Genomic DNA, 26,890 nt, shown 5'->3' on the forward strand with positions numbered 1-26,890 from the left:
AGGCTTCAAGACCACCGCAACGTTGCATCATCAAGCCCTCACTACACTTCAAACGATACCAATCAGCCTTCAGCGATTTCGCCTTCTTCGCCACACCACAACTCCTGCCAGCGTCCCCAAAGCTGCCACGCCGACAACTCTCAACGTCACCTTCCGTATCCAAGAGGGAGTCCGCTCCAGTGACCCATCCTGCCAGGCAGCATGCACACTCTCAAGATCGGCGGCCAACCCCGGAATCGTAATCGCGTTGAAATCAGCAGTCGGCAACGAACCGAAGATCCGCGCAGGCTCCGGCACCCCTCCCTCCCGGTCCTTCGGAATAGCCTTGATCAGTTGATTGATCTCCGCATCGCGTGGATCATCAAACAGTGCTCCATCCGCAGTGTTGGGAAACAGAGTGTCTTTCCCCGTCATCTTCCTCTCAATCGCCGCAACACCGTCCTGGCAAACGCCAAGCGGATAGTACCCGCCAAACGGAAGCTCCGGCCGCGCAAGATGCTGATGCACATACGCAACCGCCATCTTCCCCACCAGCCGCGTCACCTCCACCGCATCCGCATCACGATACTCATGCGCATGACGCCCCAGCACCCAAGGCTGATCCTGCGTATCCATCGTGCGAAACTCCGCCTTGCCGTCGATGCCGAAGTACCAACTCACATTCGCATTCACCTTCGGCCCGCGAACCTCCCACTCATATTCAGCATGACTCACCGGAACCAGCAGCGGACGCCTCGTCCCCGGAACTCGAATCTGAGAGTTCACCCAAAACGGCATCATCACATCCTGCCCCTTGTAATGAAAGTGCCCGAAGTTGGCAAAGTACCGCGCATCTGCCACCACCACCGTGTGCCCGGTAGCCATCAGCGCTTTCACAAGATCCTGGGGCGTCTTCGCACCCTGCCCCTCAACTGTAACCTCCACAGGAGCAGAACCATCCAGCCCATTCAGACTGAGCCGGTTCAGCACATCTGCTAGCCTCTGACTCTCAGCATGCATCGGCGCAAGCGTCGCATTCGCCCCATCTCCCCGAACCACGCCAGCGCCAAGCTCGCCTACCAATTCATCCGTAGTGAACCCCGGCAGCTTCGACGGTGTGTCCAGATTCACCACCTCAGCCCTCTCCAGCGAATAGTCGCCAAGATCGACATAGTCCTTAATCTGCCCCGTGGTCACCGCGCTCTTCGCTGCCTCCAAACCAGCAGGCGCGCCCGGATGCCGAGCCGCAACATCCGTTACACCCTGATCCTTGGCAACCACGCGGCCAGCAACTCTCACCGTGGGATTGATCGCCTGCATCGTCCATCCTGGAAACCGGTCGAGGCCCTGCCAGTCTCGCCCGAGGATCAACTCGCGAAGCCGCTTCACCAGCGCTGGCGTCATCAACGCCGGGCCCTTCTTCCCACTCTTATCCAGCTGCGCCAGCATCGCATCGGTAAATCCAGGCGTAGCCGCAAGCTCCCGCATCATCTGCGACAGCATCACAGTGTTCGCTGGCATAGGCTCCTCCGGCACAACATACGGAGCCTCGCTCCGGCACCCAAAGAGAGCAAGCAGAATACTCACACACACCCCCCGGTAGAAGCTTCTGGATAGAGACAATGGCATCTGCTCATTAGAAACCATGTCCCTGCCGGACGGGCCCACTGCGCGTGGGGCGGTCACTTCGTGACGCATATACCGGTCTCGGCAGGATGATAGTCACAGGTCCTCCCATTGGTCGGCACATGCTGATCCCGACCAACGAGAGAACCACGCGAAGCTTTAAAAAGGCGTGCGAACGCCCGCCCCACGCGCAGTGGGCCCGTCCGGCAGGACACTATCCTTACAGCGGTCCCAACGCATCCAGCTTCTTCCCCACCAACTCATTCAGAAGCGCAGGATTTGCCTGTCCCTTCGACAGCCTCATCACCTGTCCGACAAAGAACGCAGCCACCGTCTTCTTCCCCCCACGATACTGCTCCACCTGCTTAGCGTTCGCTGCGATCACCTCATCGATCATCGCCTCAATCGCGCCCGTATCCGAGATCTGCTGCGGCTTCTCCCGCTCGTACACAACAGGAAAGTCTTCGTTCTTCTCAAAAGCACTGTCCAGCAACTGCTTCAGCATCTTGCTCGACAGCTCACCCGACTCCGCCAGGTCAGCCGCCATCACCACACCCGTCATCGACACCGGCGACTGCTCCAACTCCAGCCCCGCCGCCCGCAGCCGCATCGTCAACTCGCTCGTCAGCAGCGACGCCACACGCCGAGGGCTCTTCGCCTTCTTCGCCGCATCTTCAAACTTGTCCGCAAACTCACGCGTCGCCGTCAGTGTAGCCGCGTCCTGCGCCGAGATCTCATACTCTGCAATCATTCGCGCCCGCCGAGCCTCCGGCAGCTCCGGCATCATCTTCAAAATCTCCGCCTGCCACTCTGCCCCAACCACCAGCGGCGGCAGATCCGGCTCCGGAAAGTACCGGTAGTCGTGCGCCTGCTCCTTACTCCGCATTGAGTAGGTCCGCCCCTCCGCGTTATTCCACAGCCGCGACTCCTGCACCACCCGCCCACCGTCTTCAAGCACTCCAATCTGGCGCTCGATCTCGTACTCCACCGCAGCGCGAATGTACCGGAAGCTGTTGACGTTCTTCACCTCAGCCTTCGTTCCAAACTCTTTCGCACCCTTCAGCATCACGCTCACGTTCGCATCGCACCGCAACGAGCCTTCCTCCATATTGCAATCGCTCACGCCGGTGTAGAGCAGAATCTCCTTCAGCTTCGTCAGGTACTCAAACACCTCATCCGCCGTCCGCAGATCAGGCTCACTCACGATCTCCACCAGCGGCGTCCCGCAGCGGTTCAAGTCGATATAAGTCTTCGACACCGAATCCGCAAACCCATCGTGAATGCTCTTCCCCGCATCTTCTTCCATATGCAGCCGCGTCACGCCGATCCGCTTTATCACCGCCGCGCCGCTCGCAGCGCCTGCGGCTGTAGCGACGCCCGCCGGGACCTCTATCCATCCATGCTCCGCAATCGGCTTGTCAAACTGCGAAATCTGGTATCCCTTCGGCGAATCCGGATAAAAATAGTTCTTCCGCGAAAAGATACTCGTCTCGCGAATCTCGCAGTTGATCGCCTTCGCCGCCAGCACCGCGAACTCCACCGCTCTGCGATTCAACACCGGCAGCGCTCCCGGCAAACCGAGGCAGGTCGGACAGCAATGCGTATTCGGCTCTCCCCCATATTTATTCACGCACCCGCAAAACGCCTTCGACTTGGTCAAAAGCTGAACGTGAACCTCCAGCCCAATCACGGGCTGATACTTGGCAAGAATCTCTGGTGAGAGCGCGGTCAAAGTAGGCATAGACAACTTGATTCTACCAAGCTCATGTCCTGCCGGACGGGCCCACTGCGCGTGGGGCGGTCACTTCGTGACTTGTATACCGATCTTGGTAGGGCCGAGTTGCATAGGCCCTCCCGTTGGTCGGCATGAGCATAAGCCCGACCAACGGGAGGACCACGCGAAGCTCTAAAGAGGCGTGCGAACGCCCGCCCCACGCGCAGTGGGCCCGTCCGGCAGGACATAGCCTCGAAACAAGCTAACATCGCATCAGCATGGAACCCATCACCCACCTCATGACCGGAGCCGTCCTCTCCCGCGCCGGCTTCAATCGCAAAGCAGCCTACGCCACCGTAGCGATGACCCTCGCCGCCGAAGCTCCCGACCTCGACACCCTCTGGTCGATCCGCGGCCCACTCGCAGCCTTCCAGCATCATCGCGGCTGGACCCACACCCTCCTCGGCATCCCCCTCGAAGCCGCCGTTATCGTCGGCGGCGTCTGGCTCTTCCACCGCTGGCGAAGCCGCCGCAACGAAACCCGTAAGCAACCCGAACCCACCCTTCCGTACGACCCCACCACCACCCCACTACCCCATCACCACGCCCCCATCCGCTGGGGCCTGCTCTACTGCTTCTCCCTCATTGCCCTGCTCAGCCACCTCCTGCTCGACTGGACAAACAACTACGGCATCCGACCCTTCTTTCCCTTCAACCCCCACTGGTACGCCGGCTCCATCGTCTTCATCTTCGAACCCATCATCTTTCTCCTCCTGCTTGCCGCTCTCATCGCACCCTCCCTCTTCGGGCTCATCAACAGCGAAGTAGGCGCACGCAAACAAGCGTTCCGCGGACGAGGCTGGGCCATCTTCGCCCTCCTCGCCATCGCCGCCCTCTGGACCCTCCGCTTCGTAGAACACGCCAAGGCGCTCCAACTCGCCCTATCCACCGACTACAGCGAAGCGCCGGTCTCACGCGTCTTCGCCAGCCCCTACCCCATCAATCCTTTTCGTTGGCAGACAATCGCCGAAACTCCACAGTTCTACCAGCTCGCCACAATCGACACTCTCAATAGTGCCGTCACCACCAGCACCCAGGCCGACATCATCTACAAGCCCCCCACCACCCTGGCCACCCTCGTAGCCAAACAGAGCTGGCTCGGCGAAGCCTACCTCGACTGGTCGCAATTTCCCGTAGTCACCGACATCGGAACCAACGAAGAAGGCCTCACCACCGTCACCTTCCGCGATCTGCGCTTCTTCTACGACACGCCATTCCTGGCCGGCCGCGAAAAGCCCCCACTCTCAGGCGCCGTCTACTTCAACAACGACCGACGCATCGTCCGCATGGAGATGGACGGCCGCATCCAGCATTAGCTGATGCGGCCCAGCCCTAATTCTCTTCCACCGGAAGCGTCGTCCCCCGCCGCCGGTCGAACACCTTCCGCAACACGTACACCAGCAACAACACAATCAGAATGCCGCTGAACCCAAGCACATACGCGAGGTGCTGATGAATCGCGTGCGTAATCGTACGCAGAATCGCAGGCCCATACGTGATCGCGATAATGGCCCAGATCAAAAAACGAATAAACTTCCCGATGCAGATCGCGCTGAAGTACCACAGCAGCTTCATCTCGAACACGCCCGCAGCAAACTCAAACAGCTTCACCGGCGTTGGCGGCGGCATCATCGCAGGAATCATGATCGCGAGAAACTCCTGCTTCGCGAACCTGTCCCGCATCTGCTCATACCTCTGCCGGTTGATCCGCTTCAGCAGAAACAGCTCCCCACCCGCGCGCCCCAGGTAGTACGGCAACAGGCTTCCGATCGCAGAACCCACTGCCGCCATAAAGCAATAAAGCAGAAAACGCGACTTATCGTGCACCACGTAATCGATCAGCAGCGCATCGATCGGCACCGGAATCGCCGCCGAATCGATCACCGCCAGCGCGCCGATACCCCACACGCCGAGCGGCTTCAGTGCCGCAAGCATCACGACATTCAACTTATGCAGAAGTGCAACAGGAGAGATCTTCACGGGGTCCTTCTCATTCTAACTAATTGTCGTCGGCCCTTCCATGCTGATCGCTTTCTGTGAATGCATGATGAGCCGTGCGCCCCGCCAGCAAATCCAGCGCATGCGGCAACACCGGCAGAATTGACGCGAGCGAACTCTTCGCGCCCGACGGGCTCCCCGGCAGATTCACGATCAGCGCATCCCCCAGCGTCCCGCAAACCGCACGGCTCAACGCTGCCAGCGGCGTCTGCAGCAGCCCGTCGGCTCTCATGCGCTCCGATAACCCATCGACCAGCCGCTCACAGACCATCCTCGTAGCCTCCGGCGTCACATCGCGTTTCGCCAGTCCGGTTCCTCCGGTCGTCACAATCAGGTCTACAACTTTCGCGTTACGCCTCAACGCCTCGGCAATCTGATCGACCTCATCCGGCAACATCTCGCTCAACACCTGTCCCACCCCGGCATCTTCCAGCAGCTCGCACACAGCGGGCCCCGATAAGTCCATCTGTTCCCCGCGAGAACAGCTGTCGCTGATTGTCAGCACAACGGCACGAACATCGGGCGCAAATCTTAGAGTCACCCTCCCAGTCTACGGTTTCGCCTGTCTGTCCGAAAGTTTCCAGAGACGCTTCTTTTCCCAATACAAGCATCAAAGATGAGAAAATAGAGAGGACTATGCAACCCGGTGCATCCTGCCGGGAGTGTCACAATCCATCCCACACGAAACTTTCGCCCCCCGTAGCCGTCAGACCACATAGCCCATGCCCCTACTCGAGACTCCGCCCAACTCCGCACCGCCCAACCAGCCCGTAAAGGTGCGCACCGGCCGCTTCGGCGAACTCGACGAGCGTGAGCTTATTCACCTGCTGGACTCTCTCGACGACGAGCGCTCCAAGGCGCGCTTCCGCGAGTCCATCTACATCTCCATCATCATCTACCTGGCCATCGTCTGGTTCCTCTTCTATGGCCCCCGCGTACTCTTTCACCAGCCCCGCCTCATCAGCCCCGCCCAGGTGCTCAAAGAACGCGAGCAGCAGCTGACCCGCCTCGAAGACCCGGCGAACCTCTCCAAAATCGCACCCAGAACCCCCAAGGCACGACCAGCACAACCAGTCGTAGATGAGAAGATATTGAAGCAGTTGCAGGCGATGCGCAAGGCCGCTCCACCAACTCCAGCAGCACCCCCGGCACCGACTCCTGCGCCACCCGTCACTCAGCCTGCGCCACCTCAACCGGCGACGCCCCTGCCCCCCGCCCCGCAGCCTCAGCCTACGCAGCAACCCGCCCAGCAGGCCCTCGTGGAAGCGCCAAAACCCGTTCCAACCCGGCCCAACTTTGGCAACCCTAACCAGACCGCAGGCGACGCCATCCGCCAGGCCGCGCAAAACGCCGCCCGCGACCACGGCAGCGCCGGCGACTACAGCGGAGGCCAATCCAGTGGACGCGCCGGCATGGGCACCGGAGCCGAGATCCTCTCCGACACGCAGGGCGTTGACTTCGGCCCCTACATCCGTCGCATCCTCGGCGACATCAAGCGCAACTGGATCCCACTCATCCCCGAAGAGGCCCGTCCGCCCCTCAACAAACAAGGCGAGACCCTCATCCGCTTCACCATCCTCCCAGACGGCCGCATCGCCGCCATGAACCTCGACGGCAGCAGCCAGGATCAGGCCATCGACCGCGCCTGCTGGGGCGGTATCACCGGCGTAGGCCAGTTCCCCCCGCTCCCCGCCAACTTCCACGGCCCCAACCTGGAACTCCGCATCGACTTCCTCACCAACAAGCCCCTCCCATAACCAGAGCCGCGCAGAGCAACCGAACCTTACCTCACCGCCCACTTCAACGGTTGGTCCGAGGAGCTTCTGCAACTCATCCATCAGTCCGGTGGAAGCGGTGAGAGGATTGCACCGCTGCCAATCTAGCCCTCGCTCTAGTGGAAGCTGAGGATTGGAGAGCAGCGGTTCAAAAAACCGATACCACCATGTGGACCCGCGCAGAACAGGCTGCAGCCGGTGCGTGGGATGCTATTCAAACTACTTCTCCGACGATGGTCTGGCTCACGCGCTCCAAGCCATGGAAGAACAAAGCGGAGTAGAACGCCTCAGCTCATAAATCCGCTGATTCACCGCGCATAAGAGAATGTGCCGCACAAATCCGTCGAATTTGCGATCTCATTCAACGCGAATACCGGCATCTTTGAGCCTGAGAAAAACGCAATCTTCAACGACCGCCCAACAACGTAAGTGGCCATCCACTGCACATCTTCAGTGCCGCACAAAGTATTCTTGTGCAGGAACTTCTTTGCCGCCGGAATGTTCAGCCTGAAGAGATTGCCACTCCCGCCAGCACTGCTGTCTGCATCGAAGACTGCGCTCACCTCGCCTGGCTCGAGAGAACGTATCTGCGCAACCACGAAGCTCGTAAAGTTGATCGACATCTTCTCCCCGCCGAAGGCCACATCACCCGTAATATTCTGTGCCGTAGAACTCTCCGCACGCCACAAACCCTTCTCCTGTGCGACAACAGGAACACCGCAGGCCAGCAAAAATCCTGCTACCGCGCAGATCATCTTTTTCAGAATCATCTCTCAAGCATCCCATCCCATCTGTCTTTTGAGCAAATGTACCGAAGCCTTGATTGCACCTTGTCATCTATCATCAAGAAGAGCTTCAGATCAAACTCCGGCTACCACCATCGCACACCAGAACCCAACCGAGCCCCTTCAGACAGAACGCCGCCGCCAGATTCGCGGCCTACTCCTGCTAGCCCTTGTCGTATTCCTCTTCAGTCTTCTCCGCGCCGCCGTCCACAACCTCTTTCACGCAGGCTGGTGGCGTCTGTGGTGAGTCCTCCAGACCATCCCCTCATCGTTCTCGTCGGCCCCACCGCCAGCGGCAAAACCTCCCTCGCGCTCTCTCTCGCCCAGCAGTTCAACGGCGAGATCATCAGCTGTGACTCAGTCGCCGTCTACCGCGAGATGGAGATCGGCACCGCCAAGCCAACCCACGAAGAACGGGCCCTCGTCCCTCACCTCATGATCGACATAGCCTGGCCCAATGAGTCCTGCACCGCAGGCGACTACAGCCGTCAGGCCCGCGAAGCTCTCTCCGGCATCACCGAACGAGGCCGCCTCCCAATCATCGCCGGAGGAACCGGCCTCTATCTCCGAGCCCTCATCGACGGCCTCTTCCCCGCGCCACCACAAAAACCCGGCCAGCGCGAACGCCTCCGCAACATCGCCTCTACCCGCGGCCCTGCCTATCTGCATCGCATCCTGACCCGCCTCGACCAGGCCGCAGCAGCAACCATTCACCCCAACGACGTCCCCAAAGTCGTACGCGCCATCGAGGTCTCTCTCGCAACCGGTCAAAGCCTCAGCTCCAACAAGCGCACTCCCATGACCGAACAATGGCAGCAAGGCCGCGACTCCCTCACCGGCTACCGCATCCTGCGCCTCGGCCTCAACCCCGCCCGCTCCCTCCTCTACGAACGCATCAACCAGCGCGCCGCCGCCATGTTTTCCAGCGAACGGCCCGACGGCGGCATCATCGAGGAGACCCGTCGTCTCATAGCCCGCTACGGCGAAGCCTGCCGCCCCCTCACCTCACTCGGCTATGCGGAAGCCGCCGCCGTCCTCCGCAAAGAACTCACCCCCGAGCAGGCCGTCACCCAGGCCCAGCAAGGCCATCGCAACTACGCCAAGCGCCAGCTCACCTGGTTCCGCCGCGAACCCGACATGCACTGGCTTCCCGGCTGCGGCGGCGACGCAGACATCACAGACCAGGCCCACCACCTCGTCGCAAAGCATCTTCACTGACAGAAAAAAAGCCCACCCGCAATCATGAGACCGGATGAGCTTTTACCTTGAGTCTTTGAGTAAAAATCAGCCTTAGAGCAAAGATCAAGATGGCTGAATCACCAGGTTATCCGCCAGCTTGAATCGCACAATCGATTCAGCCGGAATCTCGATATCCCGATTCCCCGTCAACCCGCTTATGAGTGTCCCGCCCCCACCACCAACCAGGCCGCCGACCAGAAGCCCAACGCCGCCTGTCGCGAGGCCGCCCACGAGCATGCCCGCTCCCGCGCCGCCGCCAATAATCGCCGCCGACCGCTTGCCCTTGCCCTTCTTCGTCCGCGTCAAATCGGAAGTATCCAGCGCATATCGCGACCCGTTGAGAGTGAGATAGGTCAACCTCAACTCCAGGATCGAAGACCCTTTGAAGTGCCCCCGGCGATGGGAAGCAACCACCACACCGCTCACCGGCGTACCCCTCGGAATCACGACGCGGTCACCCCGGCCAACCACCGGCTCTTCCACCTCTCCGGTAAACCGGTCTCCGGCATGGCTGGTCTTCACACTGATGTGTTGATTGATCCGAATCGTCAGATTCGTCCCCGCAGCAATATTCACATCTGCCGGCCGAATAATCGGCGCAGCCCCAGGAGCAGGTGCCATCACGGGTTGTCCTGAAGAATCTACCTGCCCCGGCGTCACCCCTTGTCCCGTGGCAGTCTGATCTGGAGTTCCAGGAGCGGTAGCGGGCGTGTTGGGCGCCACAGTCGCCGTTGGAGACGAAGGAGTCGTAGTCGTCGTCACAGCCTGCGCAGTCTGTCCCTGTGCCGGCGGCTGCACCGTTGTAGTCGTCACATTGCCATTGCCATCGGTCGAAACCACCTGCTGTGCCTGCCCCGTAGCCGCTGCCTGTTTTTTAGCCTGATCAATCGCAGCATCCTGCTTCGACTTGCATCCAGCCAGCATCACCAACGCCAGCATCATTGCCCCAATAGTCTTGCTCGAATATTGAAAGTTCATCGTGCCATCCTCGTTCTTAGTTCGGAGATAAGCTTCAGCAACGAAAAGTCGCAGATTGCAAACCAACACATCTCCTAAGATGCTCATTCCGCACCAGAGACCGCCCGGCCACAAAAGGTTTAAGATAATTTCATGACCTCCGCAGCCTCCAGACGCCCCCAGCTTGCCCACCTCACCGCCCAGCTCGACGACCTCCGCGAGCGCGGCACCTTCTTCAAGCTGCGCGTGCTCGACGACCAGCAGGCCCCCGTCTGCACCTACGACGGCAAGCGCGTCATCAACCTCGCCTCCAACAACTACCTCGGTCTCTGCAACGACCCCCGCCTCGAAGAAGCCGCCATCGCCGCCACAAAAAAATACGGCGTAGGCTCCGGCGCCGTCCGCACCATCGCCGGCACCATGCACATCCACATGGAGCTCGAAGAAAAGATCGCCGCCTTCAAAGGTGTCGAGGCCTGCGTCGTCTTCCAGTCCGGCTTCGCCGCCAACGCCGGAACCGTCTCCAGCATCCTCGGCAAAGAAGACTTCATCCTCTCCGACGAGCTCAACCACGCAAGCATCATCGACGGAGCCCGCCTCTCCCGCGCCAAAATCAAAGTCTTCCGCCACAAAGATATCGCCCACGCCGAGCAGCTCCTGCAAGAGGTACAGAATGAGCCCGGCCGCAAGCTCCTCATCACGGACGGCGTCTTCTCCATGGACGGAGACATCGGCCCCGTCGACAAGCTCGCCGACCTCTGCGAAAAGTACGGAGCCATCATGATGGTCGACGACGCCCACGCCTCAGGCGTCCTCGGCCGCAACGGTCGCGGCTCCGTCGATCACTTCCACGCCACCGACAAAGTCGACGTCCAGGTCGGCACACTGTCAAAAGCCATCGGAGCCCTCGGTGGCTACGTCTGCGGCAGCCGCGACCTCATCGATTACCTCTACCACCGCGCCCGCCCCTTCCTCTTCTCCACCTCGCACCCGCCCTCGGTCGCCGCCACCTGCATCGCCGCTTTTGACATATTGGAGAATGAGCCGGAACGTATAGCCCGCCTCTGGGCCAACACTAGCTACTTCAAGCAGCAGCTCACCGGCGCCGGATTCGACGTAGGCGGCAACACCACCCCCAAAAGCGAGACCCCCATCACCCCCATCATCATCGGCGATGGACGACGCACCATGGACTTCTCCCGCGCCCTCTTCGACGCCGGAGTCATGGCCACCGGCATCGCCTTCCCCACCGTCCCCGAAGGTAAAGCCCGTATTCGCACCATCATGACCAGCGAACACACCCGCGAGCAGATCGACCAGGCTCTCGAAACCTTCTCCTCGGTCGCCAAAAAAATAGGCATCCTCCAATCCTGATCCACGTTATCGACCCTGACGTTCCGCCACAAACGGGCCTATTTTCACGAATAGTGCCCTGTGGAGAGTCTATTCTTGAAAATATGCGTCTTAATGGTATGCCCCTTTACAACCTCCGCCAGCTGAGGCTAACCGGCCTCCTGCTTGGCACCGTACTCTCGATCTCACTTTCCGGGGCACCCGTAACTCTTCACGCGCAACAGACGCTCCTCGCCAGCGCAATCCCGCCGAGCTCCGCCACCGAGTCGTCCAGCCTTGCCAATCTCAACGACGCCCCCGCCAATGCTCCCGCAACCATCACCGCCCCAGATCTCCCCGACGACCCCAGCGCCCTGCTCGATCCGCAAAGCACTCCGCCGCCGCCCGTCAAGACCGACAATCCCGACATTGTCAGCCCCAACGGCACGCAACAGACCAAGCGCATCTTAGGCCTCGTACCCAACTTCCGCTCCGTCTCCGCCGACACCAAGCTCCCGCCCATGAGCGCAAAGGACAAGTTCCTCATCGCCGGCAAGGACACCTTCGACTACTCCTCCTTCTTCATCGCCGGCATCCAGGCCGGCATCTCCTTCAACAGCAAGTCCTACCCCGAGTTTCATCAAGGCGTAGCCGGCTTCGGCCGCTACTACTGGCACACCCTCGCCGACACCATCGATGAGAACTTCTGGGTAGGCGGCCTCGGCCCCATCATCTTCAAGCAGGACAACCGCTTCTATACCCTCGGCCACGGCGGCTTCCGCAAACGCTCTCTCTACGCCGTCTCGCGCGTCCTCATCTCCCGCAAAGATGACGGCGGCGCGACCTTCAACTTCGCCGAGGTCATCGGCTCCGGCGCAGCCTCCGGCATCTCCAGCCTCTACTACCCCACCACCTACCGCACCTGGACCAAGGTCGGTCAGAAGTGGCTCACCAGCGACATCATCGACGGCTTCAACTTCTTCTACAAAGAGTTCTGGCCCGACGTCAACAAAGCCGTCTTCCACACCCACTAGGTTGAAGAGCATTGGACAGCCGGGCGCTTCTGTTGGTCGCGAGGAGATTTCTTTCGCCGACCAACGGGAGGCCCATGGCGAAGCCGGTATACAAGTCACGAAGTGACCGCCGCCCGCGCAGGGCGCTCTACTTCCTCACTTCAGATTTTTATCGAAGAACTTCACCGCCATCGCCGACACGGTCGCATGCACCTTCTCGCGATCCACTCCAGCAGCATCCCCGCAAAACACCCCAAGCTTCGCCTTTCCCACACCCGTACACGTATCTAAAAACGTGTAGTGCGCCACGCCATCCGGCAGCACCGTCAGGTGCGCATTCGGCATCAACGCCAGAAATCTCCCCGCGTTCGTCGCAACAGGAGCAATCGGATCCGCCGCTCCCACCACCATCGCCACCGGAATCGTCACCTCACGAAATCCATCCGCGTCGAACGCCTGCCCCACCGCCGGAGCGATCGCAAACACCGTCTTCACCCGCGGATCGCGATAGCTCGCACCTCCACGCGCCATCGACTCCGCACTGCTCGCCCTCACCTTCGCCAGCATCTGCTCCGGATCGCCCATGTTTTTCATCTCCGGCACCACGCACTTGTGCAGCGTCGGATCGGTCTCGCACGCCTTCAGAAATCTCTCCTGATCCGTTCTCGCTCCCGCCAGCTCCAGCACCGTATAGCCGCCGATCGAGAACCCCGCCGCGCCAATCCGGGCTTCATCAACATGCGGCCCAAACGTCGCATCACTCAGCAGCGCATCCAGCGCGTCACTGATATCGGTCGCCCGCTCCCACCACAACACAAACCCCTCAGCGGTATACGGCTCAAGCGCATTATTCCCCGGATGATTGATCCCCACTGCGATATATCCGTGCCGCGCCAGCACCGTGCCCAGCCACGCCAACTGCATCGCCGACCCACCCGTCCCATGCGACAGCATCACCACCGGAAACTTCTCCGGCGAAGTCGCAATCGGAGCATTCACCGCCGCGCCACCCGCAAGAAACAGAGGCCCATCCGGCGGTCCAATCACCTGCGGCTCCTCATACACCTTCCCGTCCGCATTCACCGGATACCAGATCGTCGCCACCAGCGCCTGAGTCTTCGCGCCCCGCCAGTTCCGTGCATGCGCCGGCTTGAACACCCGCGAACTTATTCCGACCTCGTAGGGAGTCGCACAGAAACCAACCTGCACACCCACCATCACCACGAAACCCAGCGTCGCCGCCCATCGCAAAGTTCTCATGCGTCACTATACGAAACCGTCTCGCCTTGGTTCCACCGCCCTCGCACTTTCATAGACATCCGCCATGCACTAAGGTCGTCCACGGCGCTTCGTTGACGTCGATGCCATCTCGTTTTATGTTGAACCTGTCCCTCGCGAGGCCGGATCCGCCGGTCTCTACCTGCCCCGCTAACCACCTCGCGGCGGTGCGGATGGAGGAGTCAGCGATACATTGCTCTCGTGAGGACAACCATGCCCAATCTAAAAATCGTCTACCTTGAGCTACCAGCTCAACAGCTGGCTGCAAGCCGGGACTTCTACGCCAACCTCTTCGGCTGGTCCTTCCAGGACTACGGCCCCACCTACGCCGCCTTCTCGCAAAGTGGCACCGAAGGCGGCCTCAACGCCGACCCAGCAGAACGCACCCGCGCTCCTCTACCCGTAATCGAATCACAAAATATCGAAGAGACCGAGCAGAGCATCCTGAAGGCAGGTGGCAAAATCACGCTCCCCACCTTCAGCTTCCCCGGCGGCCGCCGCTTCCACTTCACCGACCCCGCAGGCAACGAACTAGCCATCATGCAACGCGAATAACCGAAACCAACCTGCGCCGAATCAACCCTTGAAGACGACGCGCCCTTCGCTGATCGTAGCCGCAACCCGACCAAGCATCGACGCGCCGTCAAAAGGAGTATTCCGCGACTTCGAACGACTCTTCGCCGCCTCAAAACTCCACTCCGTCGCCGGATCGAACACCACCACATCCGCAAAGCTATCCACCTTCAGCGTCCCGCGCCCTTCAAGCGAGACAATCCCAGCCGGCTGCGCGCTCATCAACTCAATCACCCGCGAGATCGGCATCCCATTGCCCTTATGCAACACCCGCAACGCCAATCCCAGCGCCGTCTCCAGCCCCGTAATCCCATTCGGAGCGCGCTCAAACTCCTGCTCCTTCTCAAACAGCGCATGCGGAGCATGATCGGTCGCAATGCAGTCCACCGTGCCATCCATCAACCCCGCAATCATCGCCAACCGGTCCGCATCATTGCGCAGCGGAGGATTCATCTTCGCATTCGTGTCGTAGTCTCCAATCGCCTCATCGGTCAGCGTAAAGTGATGCGGCGCAACCTCGCACGTCACATGCAGCCCCTCCGCCTTTGCCGCTCGTATCAAGGACATCGCCTTCGCCGTCGACACATGCTGTACATGCAGATGCGGGCGCAGTCCATCCTGCCGCTCAATATCCTTCAACAGCCGGATATCCCGCTCCACAATCTTCGACTCCGCCTCCACCGTCATCCCGCGCAGCCCCAGCCGAAATGCCACCGGCCCCGCATTCATGCTGCATCCACCAGTCAGTCGCGTATCCTCCGCATGCTGCGACACCGGCACGCTAATCCCCGCAGCCGCCACCAGCGCCGCACGCATCACGCGATCATGCAGCACCGGCTTTCCATCATCCGTAAACCCCACCGCCCCGGCCCTCTGCAGCTCGTGATAGTCCGTGATCTCCTCACCGTTGCTTCCAAACGTAGCCGCCGGCATCGCAAACAGCTTCACGCAAGCCCCACGCGCCGCATCCAGCATCCACCCTAGCCTCTCCACCGAATCATTCACCGGCAAAGTATTCGGCATCGCCACTACGCTGGTAAATCCACCCGCCGCCGCCGCCGCCGTACCCGTCTTGATCGACTCCTTATAAGTCTGCCCCGGCTCCCGCAGATGCACATGCACATCCACCAGCCCCGGCGCCACGATCATCCCCTTCGCATCAATTGTCTCCTTCGCCTTAGCCGCCCGCAACACCCCAGGCATCTCCACCGCAGCCACCCGCCCATGCCGCAGCAACAAGTCCCGCTCCCCATCCACCCCGCCAGCCGGATCAACCAGCCACCCGTTCAAAATCAATATGTCACTCATACCGTTACACTCTCAAATCCGCCCGCACCCAGCGCCCTCACCAGCAGCGCCGTCCTCACGCCCAGCCCATGCCGCACCTGGTCCTCAATCGCCGAGTTCGGCCCATCCGCCACCTCGCCCCCGATCTCCAGCCCGCGAATCATAGGTCCCGGATGCATCACCAAAGCCTCCGGCGCCCGCGACCTCAGCCTCTCCTCATCCAGCTGATACCGCGAGATATACTCTCCCAAGTCCAGCTCCAATCCCGCCAGCCGCTCCCGCTGAATCCGCAGCATCATCACCACCGCCTTCCCCCGCGAGCCGGCCTGCTTCAAAGCCTTATCGAAATCTCGCTCAATCTCAACCCCCGCACCCAGCCCCGACGCATCCTCCGGCAGCAACTCCTTCGGCCCACACAGCACCACCCTCGCCCCCAGCCGCGGCAGCAGCATCGCATTCGACCGCGCCACCCGGCTATGCAGAATGTCCCCCGTAATTACCACCGTCACACCCTCAAGCGTCTTCGCATTCACCAGCCGCCCACCCATCCCCGGCAACCGCGTCAGCATCGTCCGCAGATCCAGCAGCGCCTGCGACGGATGCTCATGCATCCCATCCCCCGCATTCAGCACTGGCAAACCAGTCATCTTCGCCAGCAGATACGGCGCCCCCGAGTTCGCATGCCGCAGCACAATGCACTCTGCCCCCAGCGCCCGCAGCGTCAGCCCCGTGTCCTTCAGGCTCTCACCCTTCTCAATCGACGAAGACTTATCGCTCACCAGCGTCGTCATCGCCCCCAGCGACTTCGCCGCCAGCTCAAACGAAGTCCTGGTCCGCGTGCTCGACTCATAAAACAGCAGCGCAATCCGCCGCCCTTCCAGTATCTTCGCTCTCTCCGCCGCAGCCATTCGCTCCAGCCGGTCGGTCGCCGCCAGAATCGCCGCAACCTCCGCCACCGTTAGGCTCGCAACCGTCAGCAACGACCCCGCCGCAATCGTGCCCGTGTCTAATATCGTCATCGAATTTATCTTAGAGCCTGGAGCGAATCTCTGTCCTGCCAGACGGGCCTCCTGCACGGAGGGCGGTCACTTCGTGACGCGTATACCGGTCTCGGCAGGACAAACAGCAGAGGTACTCCCGTTGGTCGGCGTTATCTTTCCTCCGACCAACGGGAGGACCACGCGAAGCTTTAAAAGGCGTGCGAACGCCCGCCCCGCGCCCAGCGGGCCCGTCCGGCAGGACTCAATCCACCAGCTCAACCAGCAGCACCTGCTCCTGCCCATCCACCTCGTTCAGCTTCACCTCAATAATCTCCCGCTTCGAAGTAGGAATCAGCCGCCCCACATACGTCGCCTCGATCGGCAGCTCGCGATGCCCACGGTCGATCAGCACCAGCAGCCGCACGCTCTTCGGCCGCCCATAGTCAAACAGCGCATCCAGCGCCGCCCGAATCGTCCGCCCGGTATACAGCACGTCGTCCATCAAAATAATGTCGCGCCCCGTCACATCGAACCCGACCGCCCCCGGCGTCACCTTCGGCCGCGGCCCATCCGTCGACAGATCGTCGCGATAAAAGCTGATATCCAGCACCCCCACATCCACCGGATGCTTCTCGATCTTCTCGATCAGCACGCCCAGCCTCTGCGCTAGCGGAACGCCCCTCCGCTTGATCCCCACCAAGCCGACATTCTTGCTGCCGTCATGTTTTTCCACGATCTCATGCGCCAGTCTCACCAGCGTACGCTCGATCTCTGAGGCCGACATCAGCCTGCCCTTTTCGCGAAACTTCGGCTTCCGAACTTCAGTATCTTCACTCATACAATTGCGCTTGATGATATCAGCATCCATCCAAAAGAACCGCCGCCAACCACCAGCCAGCCTTCCCCACGAACACCCTACGGCTCCAGCACCACCTCACAGACATTCGCATGACAGTTCAGGAACCCCGTCTTAACAAGTTGCGCCTGCGAACCCGCCGGCCAGAACCCCGCAACCGCCAGCGCCTTCACCCGCTCCTCCCCGCCCTCCATCGCCTTCGACCCCATCGCTTCAGCCCGCACCACCTTCCCCTGGCCTAGCAACAAGCGATATTCCGTCGTTCCCGACATCCCCTTCGCCGCCCCCAGCGGAATCGTACGAAGTTCCTGCAGCGTATGCGCGTCATGCGGCGCTGGTTTTACTCCCGCCTTCCGCAGCGCCTCCGCCCGCTTCCCCAGTTCAATCTTCTTCTCTCCGGGAGCCTTCTTCACCCCCATCGCGTCATAGTCCGAAATCGTGGCGCCCGCAAGCTCGTAGGCCGTCAGAGCCGCACTTCTATCGCCCTTCTTCTCCATCAACTCGGCCAGATGCTCGCCCTCCTCCGCGGTTTGACCATTCCTCCACGCAGCCTCAATGTAGCTCTCCGCCTCCGGCAACCTCCCCTCGCGATAGAGAATCCACCCCATCGTGTCCCACGTATACCCAATCAGTCGCGATTTTGCAGCTAGTGTCTGCGGATTCTCATCGAGCGTCCACGTCTTGCTCTCCTCCTCCATCTTGCCCAGCGCAGTCCGCGTAGCCGTCTCTGCAGCCGTAAGTTCTAGACCGGCATCCGCCAGTTGATAAGCGCTGTCGTTTACCACCCTCGGATCTTCAGTGCTTTGCATCACGACCAGCAACGTTGCGCGACCTTCGTCCTTCCGCCCCGCCATCAATAACGCCCTCCCTAACTGATATTGGAGACTTATATCTTTCTTCTTGGCGTCCGGAAGCCTTGCCACAGCAGCCTCCGCCATCGCAATGGCCCCAGCCCCATTCCTATCCTCTAAGAGCATCTCCATCAGTCGGAGGGTAGGCGTTGGGCTGTCGGCCTCAGCATCCGCCCACTTTTTCAACGTTTCCCTCGCTTCCGTCTTATGCCCAAAGTTAATCTGGGCCTGTGCCAGCGACCCATAAGTCCCATAATTGTCTGGATGAAATCTCAACTCCTCCTGATAGTCCTCAATCGCCTCTGACATCTCTCCGCGAGAAAACGCCAGATAACCGTAGGTTGTCCACAACCAGATCTGCCTTCCATTCAGACTCTTTGCTCTATCCAGTTTTCCCTTCGCCGAATCCAGATCGTGTTGTTGCACATCTTTGTAAGCATCCGAGACCAGCTTCTGCGCCTCCGCATTGTTAACCGTCGCCGTGGGGGATCCCGACGAACCAGCACCCTCCGAGGCCTTGCTCATCGAAGTCAGCTGCACATACTGTTCATTCCCCAGATCAACCGTATCCGCCCACTTCTTGTAACTCTTCCAATCGCTCACCGGAACCTTGTCCTGCAGAACCTCGATCTTGCGCTCCGCGTACAGCGTCTCCTTCTCGAACCGATACGTCTCGTCGTACGTCGCATACGCGCACTTCGCATGCACCGCCTCCGGTAGTTCAACGCCCCAACCCTCCGGCAGCTTCATCTCAGAGGTAGACCTCTCCGTCCTCGGAGCACCCAGTTGAATCGCCCGAACAGGCGGTTCCTTCTCATCCGGCTTCGGGAGCGAAACCGGCGCAAGCTGCGGAATGATCCTGAAGTTATCCCAATCCCCACCCTTCTCCCGCTTATAGTCATAGCTCATCTTCAACGGCTCTGCCGTATCATCCGGCCGGCTTATCTCCGCGTGGCTCGTCGTCCCCTGGTAACCAATACCCTCCGACATCTTCTGCACCACCTGGTCATACTGCGCCGCAGAGAGCTGCCGGAAAACGCTGCGCAGCACCAACTCATCATCGCCGCGAAACGTCATCGTCAGCCGCGAGTTCGAAGTCCCCTCCTTATCCAGCGAACCCTCCGCATGCATCGTCTGGTACGAAGCAAAGGGAAGCTTCGCAGGCGTCCGCTCCACCTGCGCCACTCCAGTACTCGGAATCACCAGCGCCTGCTTATCGCGAATCGAATACGACAGCATCTTGTACGGAGCGACCTCCGCCGTCGCATCCAGCCACACATCCTTCCCGTCAACAGGAACCATCGTGATCAGATGATTGAACGCCGCAGGCGAAGGCACCGCCTCGTTGAACCGAACCCCCGCACCAATCAACACCGCATCCGGGTGCAAGCCCAAAGCCTCCAGCATCGAAGCCAGCAGAGTGTGCTTATCCTTGCAGTCCCCATACCGGTTCTGCATCACGTCCTCCGCGCGATGCGGCTGATACCGGCCCACACCAAACGCAACTCCGATGTAACGTATCTGCGTCGCCACATACCCATACACCGCGCGAACCTTCTCTTCCTCCGTCGTCTTCCCCGCCGTCAACTCCGCAACCTTCGCCTTGATCTCCTCGTCCGGCACGGTCCGGTCCTTCTCCAGACCTCGATACCACGCACCCACATCCTCCCAGCTCTTGAAGTTCGTCCATGCAATCATAGGCAGCTTGCCCTGCGTCGCCTCCAACTCCTGCTCCGGCGTCCACACCACCTTGCTCTTGACCTCCTTCTCCGCATCGGCCTCTTTGCCCACGGTCGGCTTCAGCTGCGAGTTCTCCCACCGCAGCACCCTGTACCCGCCCGCAGTCGTCTCCGTCGGCTTCAACGTAGGGCTCCACACATTCACAAACGCATCCTTCGGAACCCGCAGCTCCACCGATTGAGACAGAATCACCGCATCTTCATAGAAGGTCTCCTGACCCCAGAAGTGACCTGGAGCCTCCGCCTTGGTCCGCACCACCTTCGCCTGCCACTCCAGGGTGTCGCCAACGCTCAAACTCCGAATCGGAAGCTGCTTCTGCTTCAGATCGCTGTAAAACGGAGCCGCCTGCGTCACGGGATCGGGTTGCTCCATCGCGCCGCTCACCGGCGTCTCCACCACCGTGCCGTCCGGGCGCTTCACCCTGGCATAGACAATCTCGACGCTCTCTGAACTACTCGCAAAAGCAATGCTGAGCACGCCAAACTGCTTCACCGCACCTTCGGTCAACGCCTGAACCGATGTCGTTAGCAATCGCCAGCCCGTACCATCCGCCTCCACCTGATACACCCTGTCCAGATGTTGAATGATGCCCGGCTCTCCAGAGTAGTCAGGGGAGCTTACCGCACCCTTCGCACCCGATGCGGGCGCGGACAACGGCAGATTCTTGGCAGGGATATGTTCTGGCGAAGTCGGGCTTTGACCGAACGCGAACGCAGAGAGAACCAGCAGAGGAGCACAGCAAAACAAAGTGGCTTTCATAATCTCTCTGCTGTGTATAGCAGAAACCCAATCCAACCCACCACGGAATTCCTCGCGTCACGGGCGCAGAACCCCTCGAAAACCAAGGAATTGCCACAAAGGTCGTAGAGAGCTGCGCGAATTGACCTACGCAGAAACCTTCCGCCGCATCCGCATAAATCCGCCCAGCGCACCACCCACCGTCGACAGCACCAGCAACACCCCCGACACCATCGCGAACCCCGCCAGCATAATCCCGGCCCTCACCTCAGGCGAGTACAAAAACCGCACCACATCCGGCGGCTCCGGCGTCGTTGCAGCAGCCTTCTCAACCTGGGCATGTAGCGCCTGCGTCAACTCCGCATCGAACCCCGCCATGTTATGCAGCCCAAACCTCGCCACCAACCCCGCACCCGCCATCGCGACCGCAAGACACGAGACCAGAGCCAGCCCCACCACCACGCCAATCCTGGCCCCGATGCCGGCATCCATCCACGCCAGCGGCTTCCTCTTCTGATACAGCGCCAGCGTAATCATCGATCCACTGATCGTCCAAAGCCACGTCAGCGGCGACACCAACTGCACCCGCGCCGACAACACACTCAGCACCGCCGCCACAATCGCCACCAGCAGAGCACACCGAATCGCCGTCTTCCACTCCACCTGTTGCGGCCTCGGCGGCGGCGTCGCACCCGTCGTATCGCCCTCCGCGCCGTTGCTCTGCTCTTCATAGTCCTGCAAATAGATCTGCGGCGACCCGCAATGGGGACAGAACGGCGAATCGCCAACACTGGCAGAAAGCTCGCCTCCGCAACGGTGACAGTACTCATGCATATCTTATGAAGCTACCCCACCCCAAAGGGCGCGGCAAGCGCAGCGACTCCGCCACACGTCCAGCCACGCCCAGCCGCGCTATTGTTTGCTCGAGTCGTTGTCATCGCCAACCGAGATATGCCCCGGCAGATCCAGCGCCACCATCCCGATCTTGGTTCCGCTGCCATCCGGATCGATCCCGACGATATGCTGATGCTGCTTCGACCCAGCCTTCAACTCCAACTTGCCTGAAAGATCGTTGTCCACCTTGATGTGGTTCTTCTGGTCATCCGCGCAGGTCAACCCCTCCGCCGTCCGCGTCTGCGAGCTCACCGGCTTGTCGTTCTGGCACTGAATCACATCGCCATATCGCCCCAGCGCCTTGCGATAGAACGCCGCCACCAGGTCCGGACTGTCGGGCGTCGTGTAACTGGCCGCCTTCACCTTCAGCGAAAAGCTGCCGAAGCTCAGATTAATATCCGCCGCCCCGTCGTTCTTATCCTTCTTCTTCACCATCACGGCCCCCGGATACACCGGCAGCCCAATCGCATCGACCCCGGCCGCTTCGTTCGTCTTCACCGACATCCCGCCAAACGGCGTAGCGATCTTCACATTATCGGCATCGCCGTGTTTGTCATTCTCAATCCGGCAGCCGCTCATCAGCATCGTCGACACCGCGATCGCCCCTGCCAGCATCGCCGCCGCTGCACTCTGGTTCACCCGCATTTGAAGCCTCCATTCCGTCAGAAAAACAATACGCTCTCTCGCCGCCTTAGGTTCCGTCTCCCGGTCTGGCCGAACTCCGTCCTTCGTTTTGGTCAAATTCCGTCCCTCGGTTTGGTCAAAAAAATCCGGAATCCATGGCGTATCTTTCAGCGTTCAAATCAACGCTGTTTTTTCTCCACGTTCACCACGCATTTCACCACATCTACACCACAAAAAAACCACCAAAAATCTGTGACTTTCGCCAAAACCCCCTCAAAAACACCACAAGAAAATTTAATCCATACAGCTGACTCCCCCTCCCCCACATCCAAATCCCTCCCGCCACATCCAATCGATTGTGACTCAGCCAACCGACCACCTCTTCGCTCCTCTCAAGCTCCGCAGCCTCACTCTTCCCAACCGAATCGCCGTCTCGCCCATGTGCGAATACTCCTCAGTCGACGGTTTTGCCAATGATTGGCACCTCGTCCACCTCGGAAGCCGCGCCATTGGCGGCGCCGGCCTCGTCCTCACCGAGGCCAACTCCGTCAGCCCCGAAGCCCGCATCACCCCCGGCGACCTCGGCATCTGGAAAGACGAGCACATCCCCGAGCTCAAACGCATCACCACCTTCCTCCATCAGCACGGCGCCTACGCCGGTACCCAGCTAGCCCACGCCGGACGCAAAGCCAGCATGTCCGTCCCCTGGAAACCAGCCCGCACCGTACCCGCCTCCGAAGGCGGCTGGCAGCCCGTAGCCCCCTCCGCCATACGCTTCGACGAGGTCTACCCCCTCCCCACCTCTCTCGACCGCGCCAGCATGGACAAGATCATCGCCGACTTCGTAGCAGCCACCCACCGCGCACTGGCCGCCGGCTTCGATCTCGTCGAGATCCACGCCGCACACGGCTATCTCCTGCACGAGTTCCTCTCACCGCTCTCCAACCAGCGCACCGACGAGTACGGCGGAAGCTTCGAAAACCGCGTACGTTTCCCGCTCGAGATCATCAAGGCAGTCCGCGCCGCATGGCCCCAGCACCTGCCGCTCTTCGTCCGCATCTCAGCTACAGACTGGGCCCCCGAGTCACTCGGCCCAAGTTGGGATCTCCCCCAATCCGTCGCCTTCTCTAAGCTCCTCAAGCAGGCAGAGATCGATCTCGTAGACGTCTCCACAGGCGGCAATCACCCCGCACAGCAGATTCCCGTAGGCTCTGGCTACCAGGTCCATCACTCCGACTCCATCCGCCGTCAGGCCGAAATCCCCACCGCCGCCGTCGGCATGATCACCGAGCCAGCCCAGGCCGACCAGATCATCCGCACCGGTCAGGCAGACCTCATCCTGCTGGCTCGCGAGCTACTCCGCAACCCCTACTGGCCCCTTCACGCTGCGGCGGTCCTACACCAGTCCACTACCTGGCCCGTCCAGTACGTCCGTAGCGCCCGAGGAAAGACCGAACCGCGCCAGCCCGTCTCCACCCCAGGTGCCTGAATTCAACAGCCCCGACCCGGGAAAATTACAGACCTTGCCGACAGAGTGGCCTATACTGGCAGCAGCCGAACGATAGGCCACTCCCGCCGGGCAGGCGGTTCCGGAGCTTCTGGCATGGCGCAGCACCAGCCAATCCGCAAAACCACCCCACCCTCTGGGTCTGACATCCCGGACAAGCTCTACTTCCGCATCGGTGAGGTCGCCAAACTCTGCGACGTCCCTGCCTACGTCCTTCGCTTCTGGGAGAGCGAGTTCCCTCAGCTCAAGCCACACAAAGGCGGCACAGGCCAGCGACTCTATCGCCGGCGCGACGTCGAGATGGCACTCCGCATCAAGAGCCTCCTCTACAACGAGGGCTACACCATCCCTGGCGCCCGCCAAGTCTTCAAAGGCGAACTCCGGCAACGCGAGCCACAGCTAGCCCTTACCATCGAGGGCGCACCCACCAGCATCGACTCCCGCCAGCTCCGCAAATTGCATAAAGATCTCCGCGATCTCCACACCCTGCTCTCCAAATCACCAGCCCGCCCCACCGTGCACCCGATTCGCGCTCCTCGCACTTCAAACACCCCGCGCCAAACTCCGGAGAGACTCTTCAACCTTCCACTCCTCCCAGAAGAGGACAAGAGTTGAAGATGAGATTCAACGACGATTATAAGGAAAGCTCCCGCCGCAGGCACTCCTCCCACACCCGCGTCCCCTACCTCGGCACCGAGTCTCGCAACGGCGCTCCCATCCGCTGTCAGTATTGCTCCGGTCAGAACTTCCGCCGGTCCAGCCTTCGATCGCAGGACCTTACTGAATTACTCCTCATGCGCTACCCCGTCCGCTGCCTCCGCTGCAGCCAGCGGCAGATGGTGAGCTTCACCGTAGCCGGCATCTCCATCTCTTCCAACATCAAAATAAAAAAGAGAGGCAGTCGAAACAGCCTCCCCACCCAATGGATAGATCCCTTCAAAGACAGGAGCGGCGACCAGCCGCGAGCCACCGCCTCGACGCCTCCCGACCGCTAGAGCAAAGTTCTTGATGAAATAGAACCAGAGTCTTGGCAAAGATGCGGGTGCCCTTGCCTCGATTTCTGAAAAATAGGCTTTGCGGCGAACCGTCCGAACTCTACCTCAACAAGAACCACGCAAGCTCCTCACAGCGAAATCCATCCCACATGAATCGCCCATAACGACAGGCTCGCCACCACAATCCAGAGCGTGACTCCCTGCACCATCGGCCTTACTCCAACTTCTTTCAACGTCTCCCGCGTAATGCCGGTCCCAATCAGGAACAGCACCACAGTCAAAGCAGCGCGCCCCAACCGATTGAGAGCAGAAAACAGTGGCACAGACTGCGGCATATATCGCGGCAGGTAACTCGCCGTCACCGCCGCAAAACAGAAGTACAGAATGAACCACGGCCACGGCACCTTCGCTCTGCTCTTCTTCAGCATCGCCGTAGCAATCGCCAGCGGCACAATCCACAACGCCCGAGCCAGCTTCACCGTCGTCCCCACTGCCAGCGCCGTCGGCCCATACTTCGCGCCTGCGCCCACCACCGAACTGGTGTCATGAATCGCCAGCGCCGACCATAATCCAAACTGCGTCTGCGAGAAGTTCATCAGATGCCCAATCAATGGGAACAGCAGCAGCGCCACCGAGTTCAGCACAAACACCGTACCCAGCGAAACCGCCATCTCCTCTTCGTTCGCATTGAGTACCGGCCCCATCGCCGCAATCGCACTCCCCCCGCAGATCGCCGTCCCAAAGCTGATCAGCAGCGACTGCGTCTTCCCCACCTGCAGCAGCTTACCCAACGCAACTCCCAACCCCAGTGCAAACGTAATGCTGATCGCCGTGTACATGAACCCCGATGCCCCCGCGTGCACTACCTCCTTCAGGTTCATTCCAAATCCCAGGCAAACCACAGCAGCCTGCAGCAGAAACTTCGAAAGGTTCCGCCCCTCCCCATGAAAGGTATGCAGGGTACTCAGGCCGAACGCGAGTCCCGCGGCCAACGCAAGCGGAGGCCCGATCAGCCCGCTCGCCGAAACAATAATTCCGATATAAAAAAGATTCTTCTTCCACATACATAAAGCATGCGCGCGCCTACTTTAGCGGTCGAGAAGTACTTTCCAATCTCCGATAAGTAATACTTATCACGTATATCAGCTATTGCCCCCGCCGGCCGCCCCAAGCGCAAATCGCTGAAACGCCGCCGCAGCACCCGTCATCTCTGCACCAGCCAGCCGGACAAAGCTGAAATCCCGCCGCATCTCGAGCCCTTTCACCGCAACCACCTTCACGGTGCCAAGCCGCAAAGCCTTTCCCAGCGCCCAGAGCGAAACAAACCCCACTCCCAGCTCCGCCTCAACACCAGAGATAATAGCCTCGGTCGAGTCCAGCTCCATCGCAACCTGCAGCGACCGTAGCGGCAACCCCAGCTTCTTCAAGGCTCGCTCCACCACGCGTCTCGAACCAGAGCCCCGCTCCCGCAACAACAGCGGCACCTTCGCCAACTCCTTCTTCTCAATCGCCCCTCCCTTTCGCGCCCAGACATGATTCGGGCTCACAATCAGCACCATCTCATCCTGCACCATCCGCTCCGTCTTCACCTCCCGTCGCATCGCCGGCCCTTCAATGATGCCCAACTCCACCTTCTTCTCCGCCACCGCCTCCACAATCTGCTCCGTATTCCCACTCACCAGCGAAAGTTTCACCTGCGGATACTGCTTCAAAAACGCCCCCAAAATCCGCGGCAGCAGGTATTGCGCCACCGTCGTCGAAGCACCCAGCTTTAGCGGACCATCAGCCTCCTCATGCAAAGCGGCAAGCGAGCGCCGCGCCTCAACCATCGTCTCCGCCGCAGCGTTCGCGTACCTCAGCAGCACTCGCCCAGCCTCGGTCAACGAAATCTGGCTCCCATGCCCCGCCCCGCGTGCCCGGTCAAACAACTGCACCCCAGCCTCTTCCTCCAGCGCACGCACATGCTGACTCACCGCCGGCTGGCTCAGATGCAGCACCTCCGCCGCCTTGCGAAAGCTCAACTCCTCCGCCACCGCCCGAAACACCCGCAACCGAAAGTTCTCCAAGCCCTCTCCTCGCCACGAACCAG

24 protein-coding genes are annotated in these 26,890 nt (G+C 60.5%); 9 read left to right on the forward strand and 15 right to left on the reverse strand.

Annotation, left to right across the window (positions count from 1 at the left end; genetic code table 11):
* Positions 1–69: 69 nt before the first annotated feature.
* Both HDF09_RS09705 and gatB read right to left on the reverse strand, forming a co-directional pair.
* Positions 70–1,500 (reverse strand): hypothetical protein, encoded by a 1,431-nt coding sequence (locus HDF09_RS09705; protein WP_183765256.1) that lies wholly within the window; start codon positions 1,498–1,500, stop codon positions 70–72.
* 325 nt (positions 1,501–1,825) lie between these two features.
* Positions 1,826–3,346, reverse strand: a complete 1,521-nt coding sequence (gatB, locus tag HDF09_RS09710) for an Asp-tRNA(Asn)/Glu-tRNA(Gln) amidotransferase subunit GatB (RefSeq protein ID WP_183765260.1) — start codon at positions 3,344–3,346, stop codon at positions 1,826–1,828.
* Between the two features lie 251 nt (positions 3,347–3,597).
* Here gatB and HDF09_RS09715 point away from each other — a divergent pair, with 251 nt between their 5' ends.
* The gene (locus HDF09_RS09715; RefSeq protein WP_183765262.1) at positions 3,598–4,695 is read left to right on the forward strand and encodes a metal-dependent hydrolase; all 1,098 of its coding nucleotides are present in this window, start codon (positions 3,598–3,600) and stop codon (positions 4,693–4,695) included.
* Positions 4,696–4,711: 16 nt separating this feature from the next.
* Here the strand turns inward: HDF09_RS09715 and HDF09_RS09720 are convergent, their stop codons facing one another.
* On the reverse strand, positions 4,712–5,359 hold the full coding sequence (locus tag HDF09_RS09720; RefSeq protein WP_183765264.1) for a YqaA family protein: 648 nt from the start codon (positions 5,357–5,359) through the stop codon (positions 4,712–4,714).
* Between the two features lie 19 nt (positions 5,360–5,378).
* Complete coding sequence (locus HDF09_RS09725) at positions 5,379–5,918, reverse strand: MogA/MoaB family molybdenum cofactor biosynthesis protein (RefSeq protein ID WP_183765266.1); 540 nt, start codon at positions 5,916–5,918, stop codon at positions 5,379–5,381.
* A gap of 181 nt (positions 5,919–6,099) precedes the next feature.
* Here HDF09_RS09725 and HDF09_RS09730 point away from each other — a divergent pair, with 181 nt between their 5' ends.
* The gene (locus HDF09_RS09730; protein ID WP_183765268.1) at positions 6,100–7,134 is read left to right on the forward strand and encodes a TonB C-terminal domain-containing protein; all 1,035 of its coding nucleotides are present in this window, start codon (positions 6,100–6,102) and stop codon (positions 7,132–7,134) included.
* Positions 7,135–7,460: 326 nt separating this feature from the next.
* Here HDF09_RS09730 and HDF09_RS09735 read toward each other — a convergent pair whose 3' ends face one another.
* Positions 7,461–7,922: a hypothetical protein gene (locus HDF09_RS09735; protein WP_260181051.1), complete on the reverse strand. Its 462-nt coding sequence runs from the start codon at positions 7,920–7,922 to the stop codon at positions 7,461–7,463.
* A gap of 258 nt (positions 7,923–8,180) precedes the next feature.
* Here HDF09_RS09735 and miaA point away from each other — a divergent pair, with 258 nt between their 5' ends.
* On the forward strand, positions 8,181–9,155 hold the full coding sequence (gene miaA / locus HDF09_RS09740; protein ID WP_406704428.1) for a tRNA (adenosine(37)-N6)-dimethylallyltransferase MiaA: 975 nt from the start codon (positions 8,181–8,183) through the stop codon (positions 9,153–9,155).
* An 84-nt stretch (positions 9,156–9,239) separates the two neighbouring features.
* Here miaA and HDF09_RS09745 read toward each other — a convergent pair whose 3' ends face one another.
* Positions 9,240–10,154 (reverse strand): hypothetical protein, encoded by a 915-nt coding sequence (locus HDF09_RS09745; protein WP_183765273.1) that lies wholly within the window; start codon positions 10,152–10,154, stop codon positions 9,240–9,242.
* A gap of 132 nt (positions 10,155–10,286) precedes the next feature.
* Between HDF09_RS09745 and HDF09_RS09750 the strand changes: the two genes are divergently transcribed.
* Both HDF09_RS09750 and HDF09_RS09755 read left to right on the forward strand, forming a co-directional pair.
* Positions 10,287–11,507, forward strand: coding sequence for a glycine C-acetyltransferase (locus HDF09_RS09750; protein ID WP_183765276.1), 1,221 nt, complete (start codon positions 10,287–10,289; stop codon positions 11,505–11,507).
* A 98-nt stretch (positions 11,508–11,605) separates the two neighbouring features.
* Complete coding sequence (locus HDF09_RS09755) at positions 11,606–12,499, forward strand: hypothetical protein (protein ID WP_260181052.1); 894 nt, start codon at positions 11,606–11,608, stop codon at positions 12,497–12,499.
* Between the two features lie 135 nt (positions 12,500–12,634).
* Here HDF09_RS09755 and HDF09_RS09760 read toward each other — a convergent pair whose 3' ends face one another.
* Positions 12,635–13,738 carry an alpha/beta hydrolase family protein gene (locus HDF09_RS09760; protein WP_183765279.1) on the reverse strand — a complete coding sequence of 368 codons (1,104 nt, stop codon included), beginning with the start codon at positions 13,736–13,738 and terminating at the stop codon, positions 12,635–12,637.
* A gap of 231 nt (positions 13,739–13,969) precedes the next feature.
* Here HDF09_RS09760 and HDF09_RS09765 point away from each other — a divergent pair, with 231 nt between their 5' ends.
* Complete coding sequence (locus HDF09_RS09765) at positions 13,970–14,311, forward strand: VOC family protein (protein ID WP_183765282.1); 342 nt, start codon at positions 13,970–13,972, stop codon at positions 14,309–14,311.
* A gap of 21 nt (positions 14,312–14,332) precedes the next feature.
* Here HDF09_RS09765 and HDF09_RS09770 read toward each other — a convergent pair whose 3' ends face one another.
* The 6 genes from HDF09_RS09770 to HDF09_RS09795 all read right to left on the reverse strand — a co-directional run bounded on the left by HDF09_RS09770 (position 14,333) and on the right by HDF09_RS09795 (position 22,320).
* On the reverse strand, positions 14,333–15,637 hold the full coding sequence (locus HDF09_RS09770; RefSeq protein ID WP_183765285.1) for a dihydroorotase: 1,305 nt from the start codon (positions 15,635–15,637) through the stop codon (positions 14,333–14,335).
* Positions 15,634–16,635 carry an aspartate carbamoyltransferase catalytic subunit gene (locus HDF09_RS09775; RefSeq protein WP_183765288.1) on the reverse strand — a complete coding sequence of 334 codons (1,002 nt, stop codon included), beginning with the start codon at positions 16,633–16,635 and terminating at the stop codon, positions 15,634–15,636. The genes HDF09_RS09770 and HDF09_RS09775 overlap by 4 nt, the downstream gene beginning before the upstream one ends.
* 223 nt (positions 16,636–16,858) lie before the next feature.
* Entirely contained in the window at positions 16,859–17,434 is a 576-nt protein-coding gene (gene pyrR, locus HDF09_RS09780) for a bifunctional pyr operon transcriptional regulator/uracil phosphoribosyltransferase PyrR (RefSeq protein WP_260181053.1), read from the reverse strand.
* A 77-nt stretch (positions 17,435–17,511) separates the two neighbouring features.
* Complete coding sequence (locus HDF09_RS09785) at positions 17,512–20,802, reverse strand: DUF3857 domain-containing protein (RefSeq protein ID WP_183765291.1); 3,291 nt, start codon at positions 20,800–20,802, stop codon at positions 17,512–17,514.
* Between the two features lie 126 nt (positions 20,803–20,928).
* A complete protein-coding gene (locus tag HDF09_RS09790) occupies positions 20,929–21,615 on the reverse strand; it encodes a TFIIB-type zinc ribbon-containing protein (RefSeq protein WP_183765294.1) in 687 nt (228 codons plus the stop codon).
* A gap of 78 nt (positions 21,616–21,693) precedes the next feature.
* The gene (locus HDF09_RS09795) at positions 21,694–22,320 is read right to left on the reverse strand and encodes a hypothetical protein (protein ID WP_183765297.1); all 627 of its coding nucleotides are present in this window, start codon (positions 22,318–22,320) and stop codon (positions 21,694–21,696) included.
* A gap of 337 nt (positions 22,321–22,657) precedes the next feature.
* On the opposite strand from HDF09_RS09795, the gene HDF09_RS09800 reads away from it, so the two are divergent.
* The 3 genes from HDF09_RS09800 to HDF09_RS09810 all read left to right on the forward strand — a co-directional run bounded on the left by HDF09_RS09800 (position 22,658) and on the right by HDF09_RS09810 (position 24,801).
* A complete protein-coding gene (locus HDF09_RS09800; protein ID WP_183765300.1) occupies positions 22,658–23,788 on the forward strand; it encodes an NADH:flavin oxidoreductase/NADH oxidase in 1,131 nt (376 codons plus the stop codon).
* A 114-nt stretch (positions 23,789–23,902) separates the two neighbouring features.
* Positions 23,903–24,421 (forward strand): MerR family transcriptional regulator, encoded by a 519-nt coding sequence (locus HDF09_RS09805; protein ID WP_183765303.1) that lies wholly within the window; start codon positions 23,903–23,905, stop codon positions 24,419–24,421.
* Positions 24,422–24,423: 2 nt separating this feature from the next.
* Positions 24,424–24,801: a hypothetical protein gene (locus HDF09_RS09810; RefSeq protein WP_183765306.1), complete on the forward strand. Its 378-nt coding sequence runs from the start codon at positions 24,424–24,426 to the stop codon at positions 24,799–24,801.
* A 128-nt stretch (positions 24,802–24,929) separates the two neighbouring features.
* Here HDF09_RS09810 and HDF09_RS09815 read toward each other — a convergent pair whose 3' ends face one another.
* Positions 24,930–25,865 carry a YeiH family protein gene (locus tag HDF09_RS09815; protein WP_183765309.1) on the reverse strand — a complete coding sequence of 312 codons (936 nt, stop codon included), beginning with the start codon at positions 25,863–25,865 and terminating at the stop codon, positions 24,930–24,932.
* Between the two features lie 78 nt (positions 25,866–25,943).
* Entirely contained in the window at positions 25,944–26,867 is a 924-nt protein-coding gene (locus HDF09_RS09820) for a LysR substrate-binding domain-containing protein (protein WP_183765312.1), read from the reverse strand.
* Positions 26,868–26,890: the final 23 nt, after the last annotated feature.

The organism is Edaphobacter lichenicola, from assembly GCF_014201315.1.
GTDB lineage: Bacteria > Acidobacteriota > Terriglobia > Terriglobales > Acidobacteriaceae > Edaphobacter > Edaphobacter lichenicola_B.

Coding starts and splice junctions, on each gene's coding strand:
- HDF09_RS09760 (WP_183765279.1), bottom strand. CDS start 13,738: ATGAGAACTTTGCGATGGGCGGCGACGCTGGGTTTCGTGGTGATGGTG.
- HDF09_RS09750 (WP_183765276.1), top strand. CDS start 10,287: ATGACCTCCGCAGCCTCCAGACGCCCCCAGCTTGCCCACCTCACCGCC.
- HDF09_RS09745 (WP_183765273.1), bottom strand. CDS start 10,154: ATGAACTTTCAATATTCGAGCAAGACTATTGGGGCAATGATGCTGGCG.
- gatB (WP_183765260.1), bottom strand. CDS start 3,346: ATGCCTACTTTGACCGCGCTCTCACCAGAGATTCTTGCCAAGTATCAG.
- HDF09_RS09755 (WP_260181052.1), top strand. CDS start 11,606: ATGCCCCTTTACAACCTCCGCCAGCTGAGGCTAACCGGCCTCCTGCTT.
- HDF09_RS09715 (WP_183765262.1), top strand. CDS start 3,598: ATGGAACCCATCACCCACCTCATGACCGGAGCCGTCCTCTCCCGCGCC.
- HDF09_RS09730 (WP_183765268.1), top strand. CDS start 6,100: ATGCCCCTACTCGAGACTCCGCCCAACTCCGCACCGCCCAACCAGCCC.
- HDF09_RS09705 (WP_183765256.1), bottom strand. CDS start 1,500: ATGCCAGCGAACACTGTGATGCTGTCGCAGATGATGCGGGAGCTTGCG.
- HDF09_RS09775 (WP_183765288.1), bottom strand. CDS start 16,635: ATGACGATATTAGACACGGGCACGATTGCGGCGGGGTCGTTGCTGACG.
- HDF09_RS09765 (WP_183765282.1), top strand. CDS start 13,970: ATGCCCAATCTAAAAATCGTCTACCTTGAGCTACCAGCTCAACAGCTG.
- HDF09_RS09795 (WP_183765297.1), bottom strand. CDS start 22,320: ATGCGGGTGAACCAGAGTGCAGCGGCGGCGATGCTGGCAGGGGCGATC.
- HDF09_RS09815 (WP_183765309.1), bottom strand. CDS start 25,865: ATGTGGAAGAAGAATCTTTTTTATATCGGAATTATTGTTTCGGCGAGC.
- HDF09_RS09805 (WP_183765303.1), top strand. CDS start 23,903: ATGGCGCAGCACCAGCCAATCCGCAAAACCACCCCACCCTCTGGGTCT.
- HDF09_RS09790 (WP_183765294.1), bottom strand. CDS start 21,615: ATGCATGAGTACTGTCACCGTTGCGGAGGCGAGCTTTCTGCCAGTGTT.
- HDF09_RS09735 (WP_260181051.1), bottom strand. CDS start 7,922: ATGATTCTGAAAAAGATGATCTGCGCGGTAGCAGGATTTTTGCTGGCC.
- HDF09_RS09810 (WP_183765306.1), top strand. CDS start 24,424: ATGAGATTCAACGACGATTATAAGGAAAGCTCCCGCCGCAGGCACTCC.
- pyrR (WP_260181053.1), bottom strand. CDS start 17,434: ATGAGTGAAGATACTGAAGTTCGGAAGCCGAAGTTTCGCGAAAAGGGC.
- HDF09_RS09785 (WP_183765291.1), bottom strand. CDS start 20,802: ATGAAAGCCACTTTGTTTTGCTGTGCTCCTCTGCTGGTTCTCTCTGCG.
- HDF09_RS09770 (WP_183765285.1), bottom strand. CDS start 15,637: ATGAGTGACATATTGATTTTGAACGGGTGGCTGGTTGATCCGGCTGGC.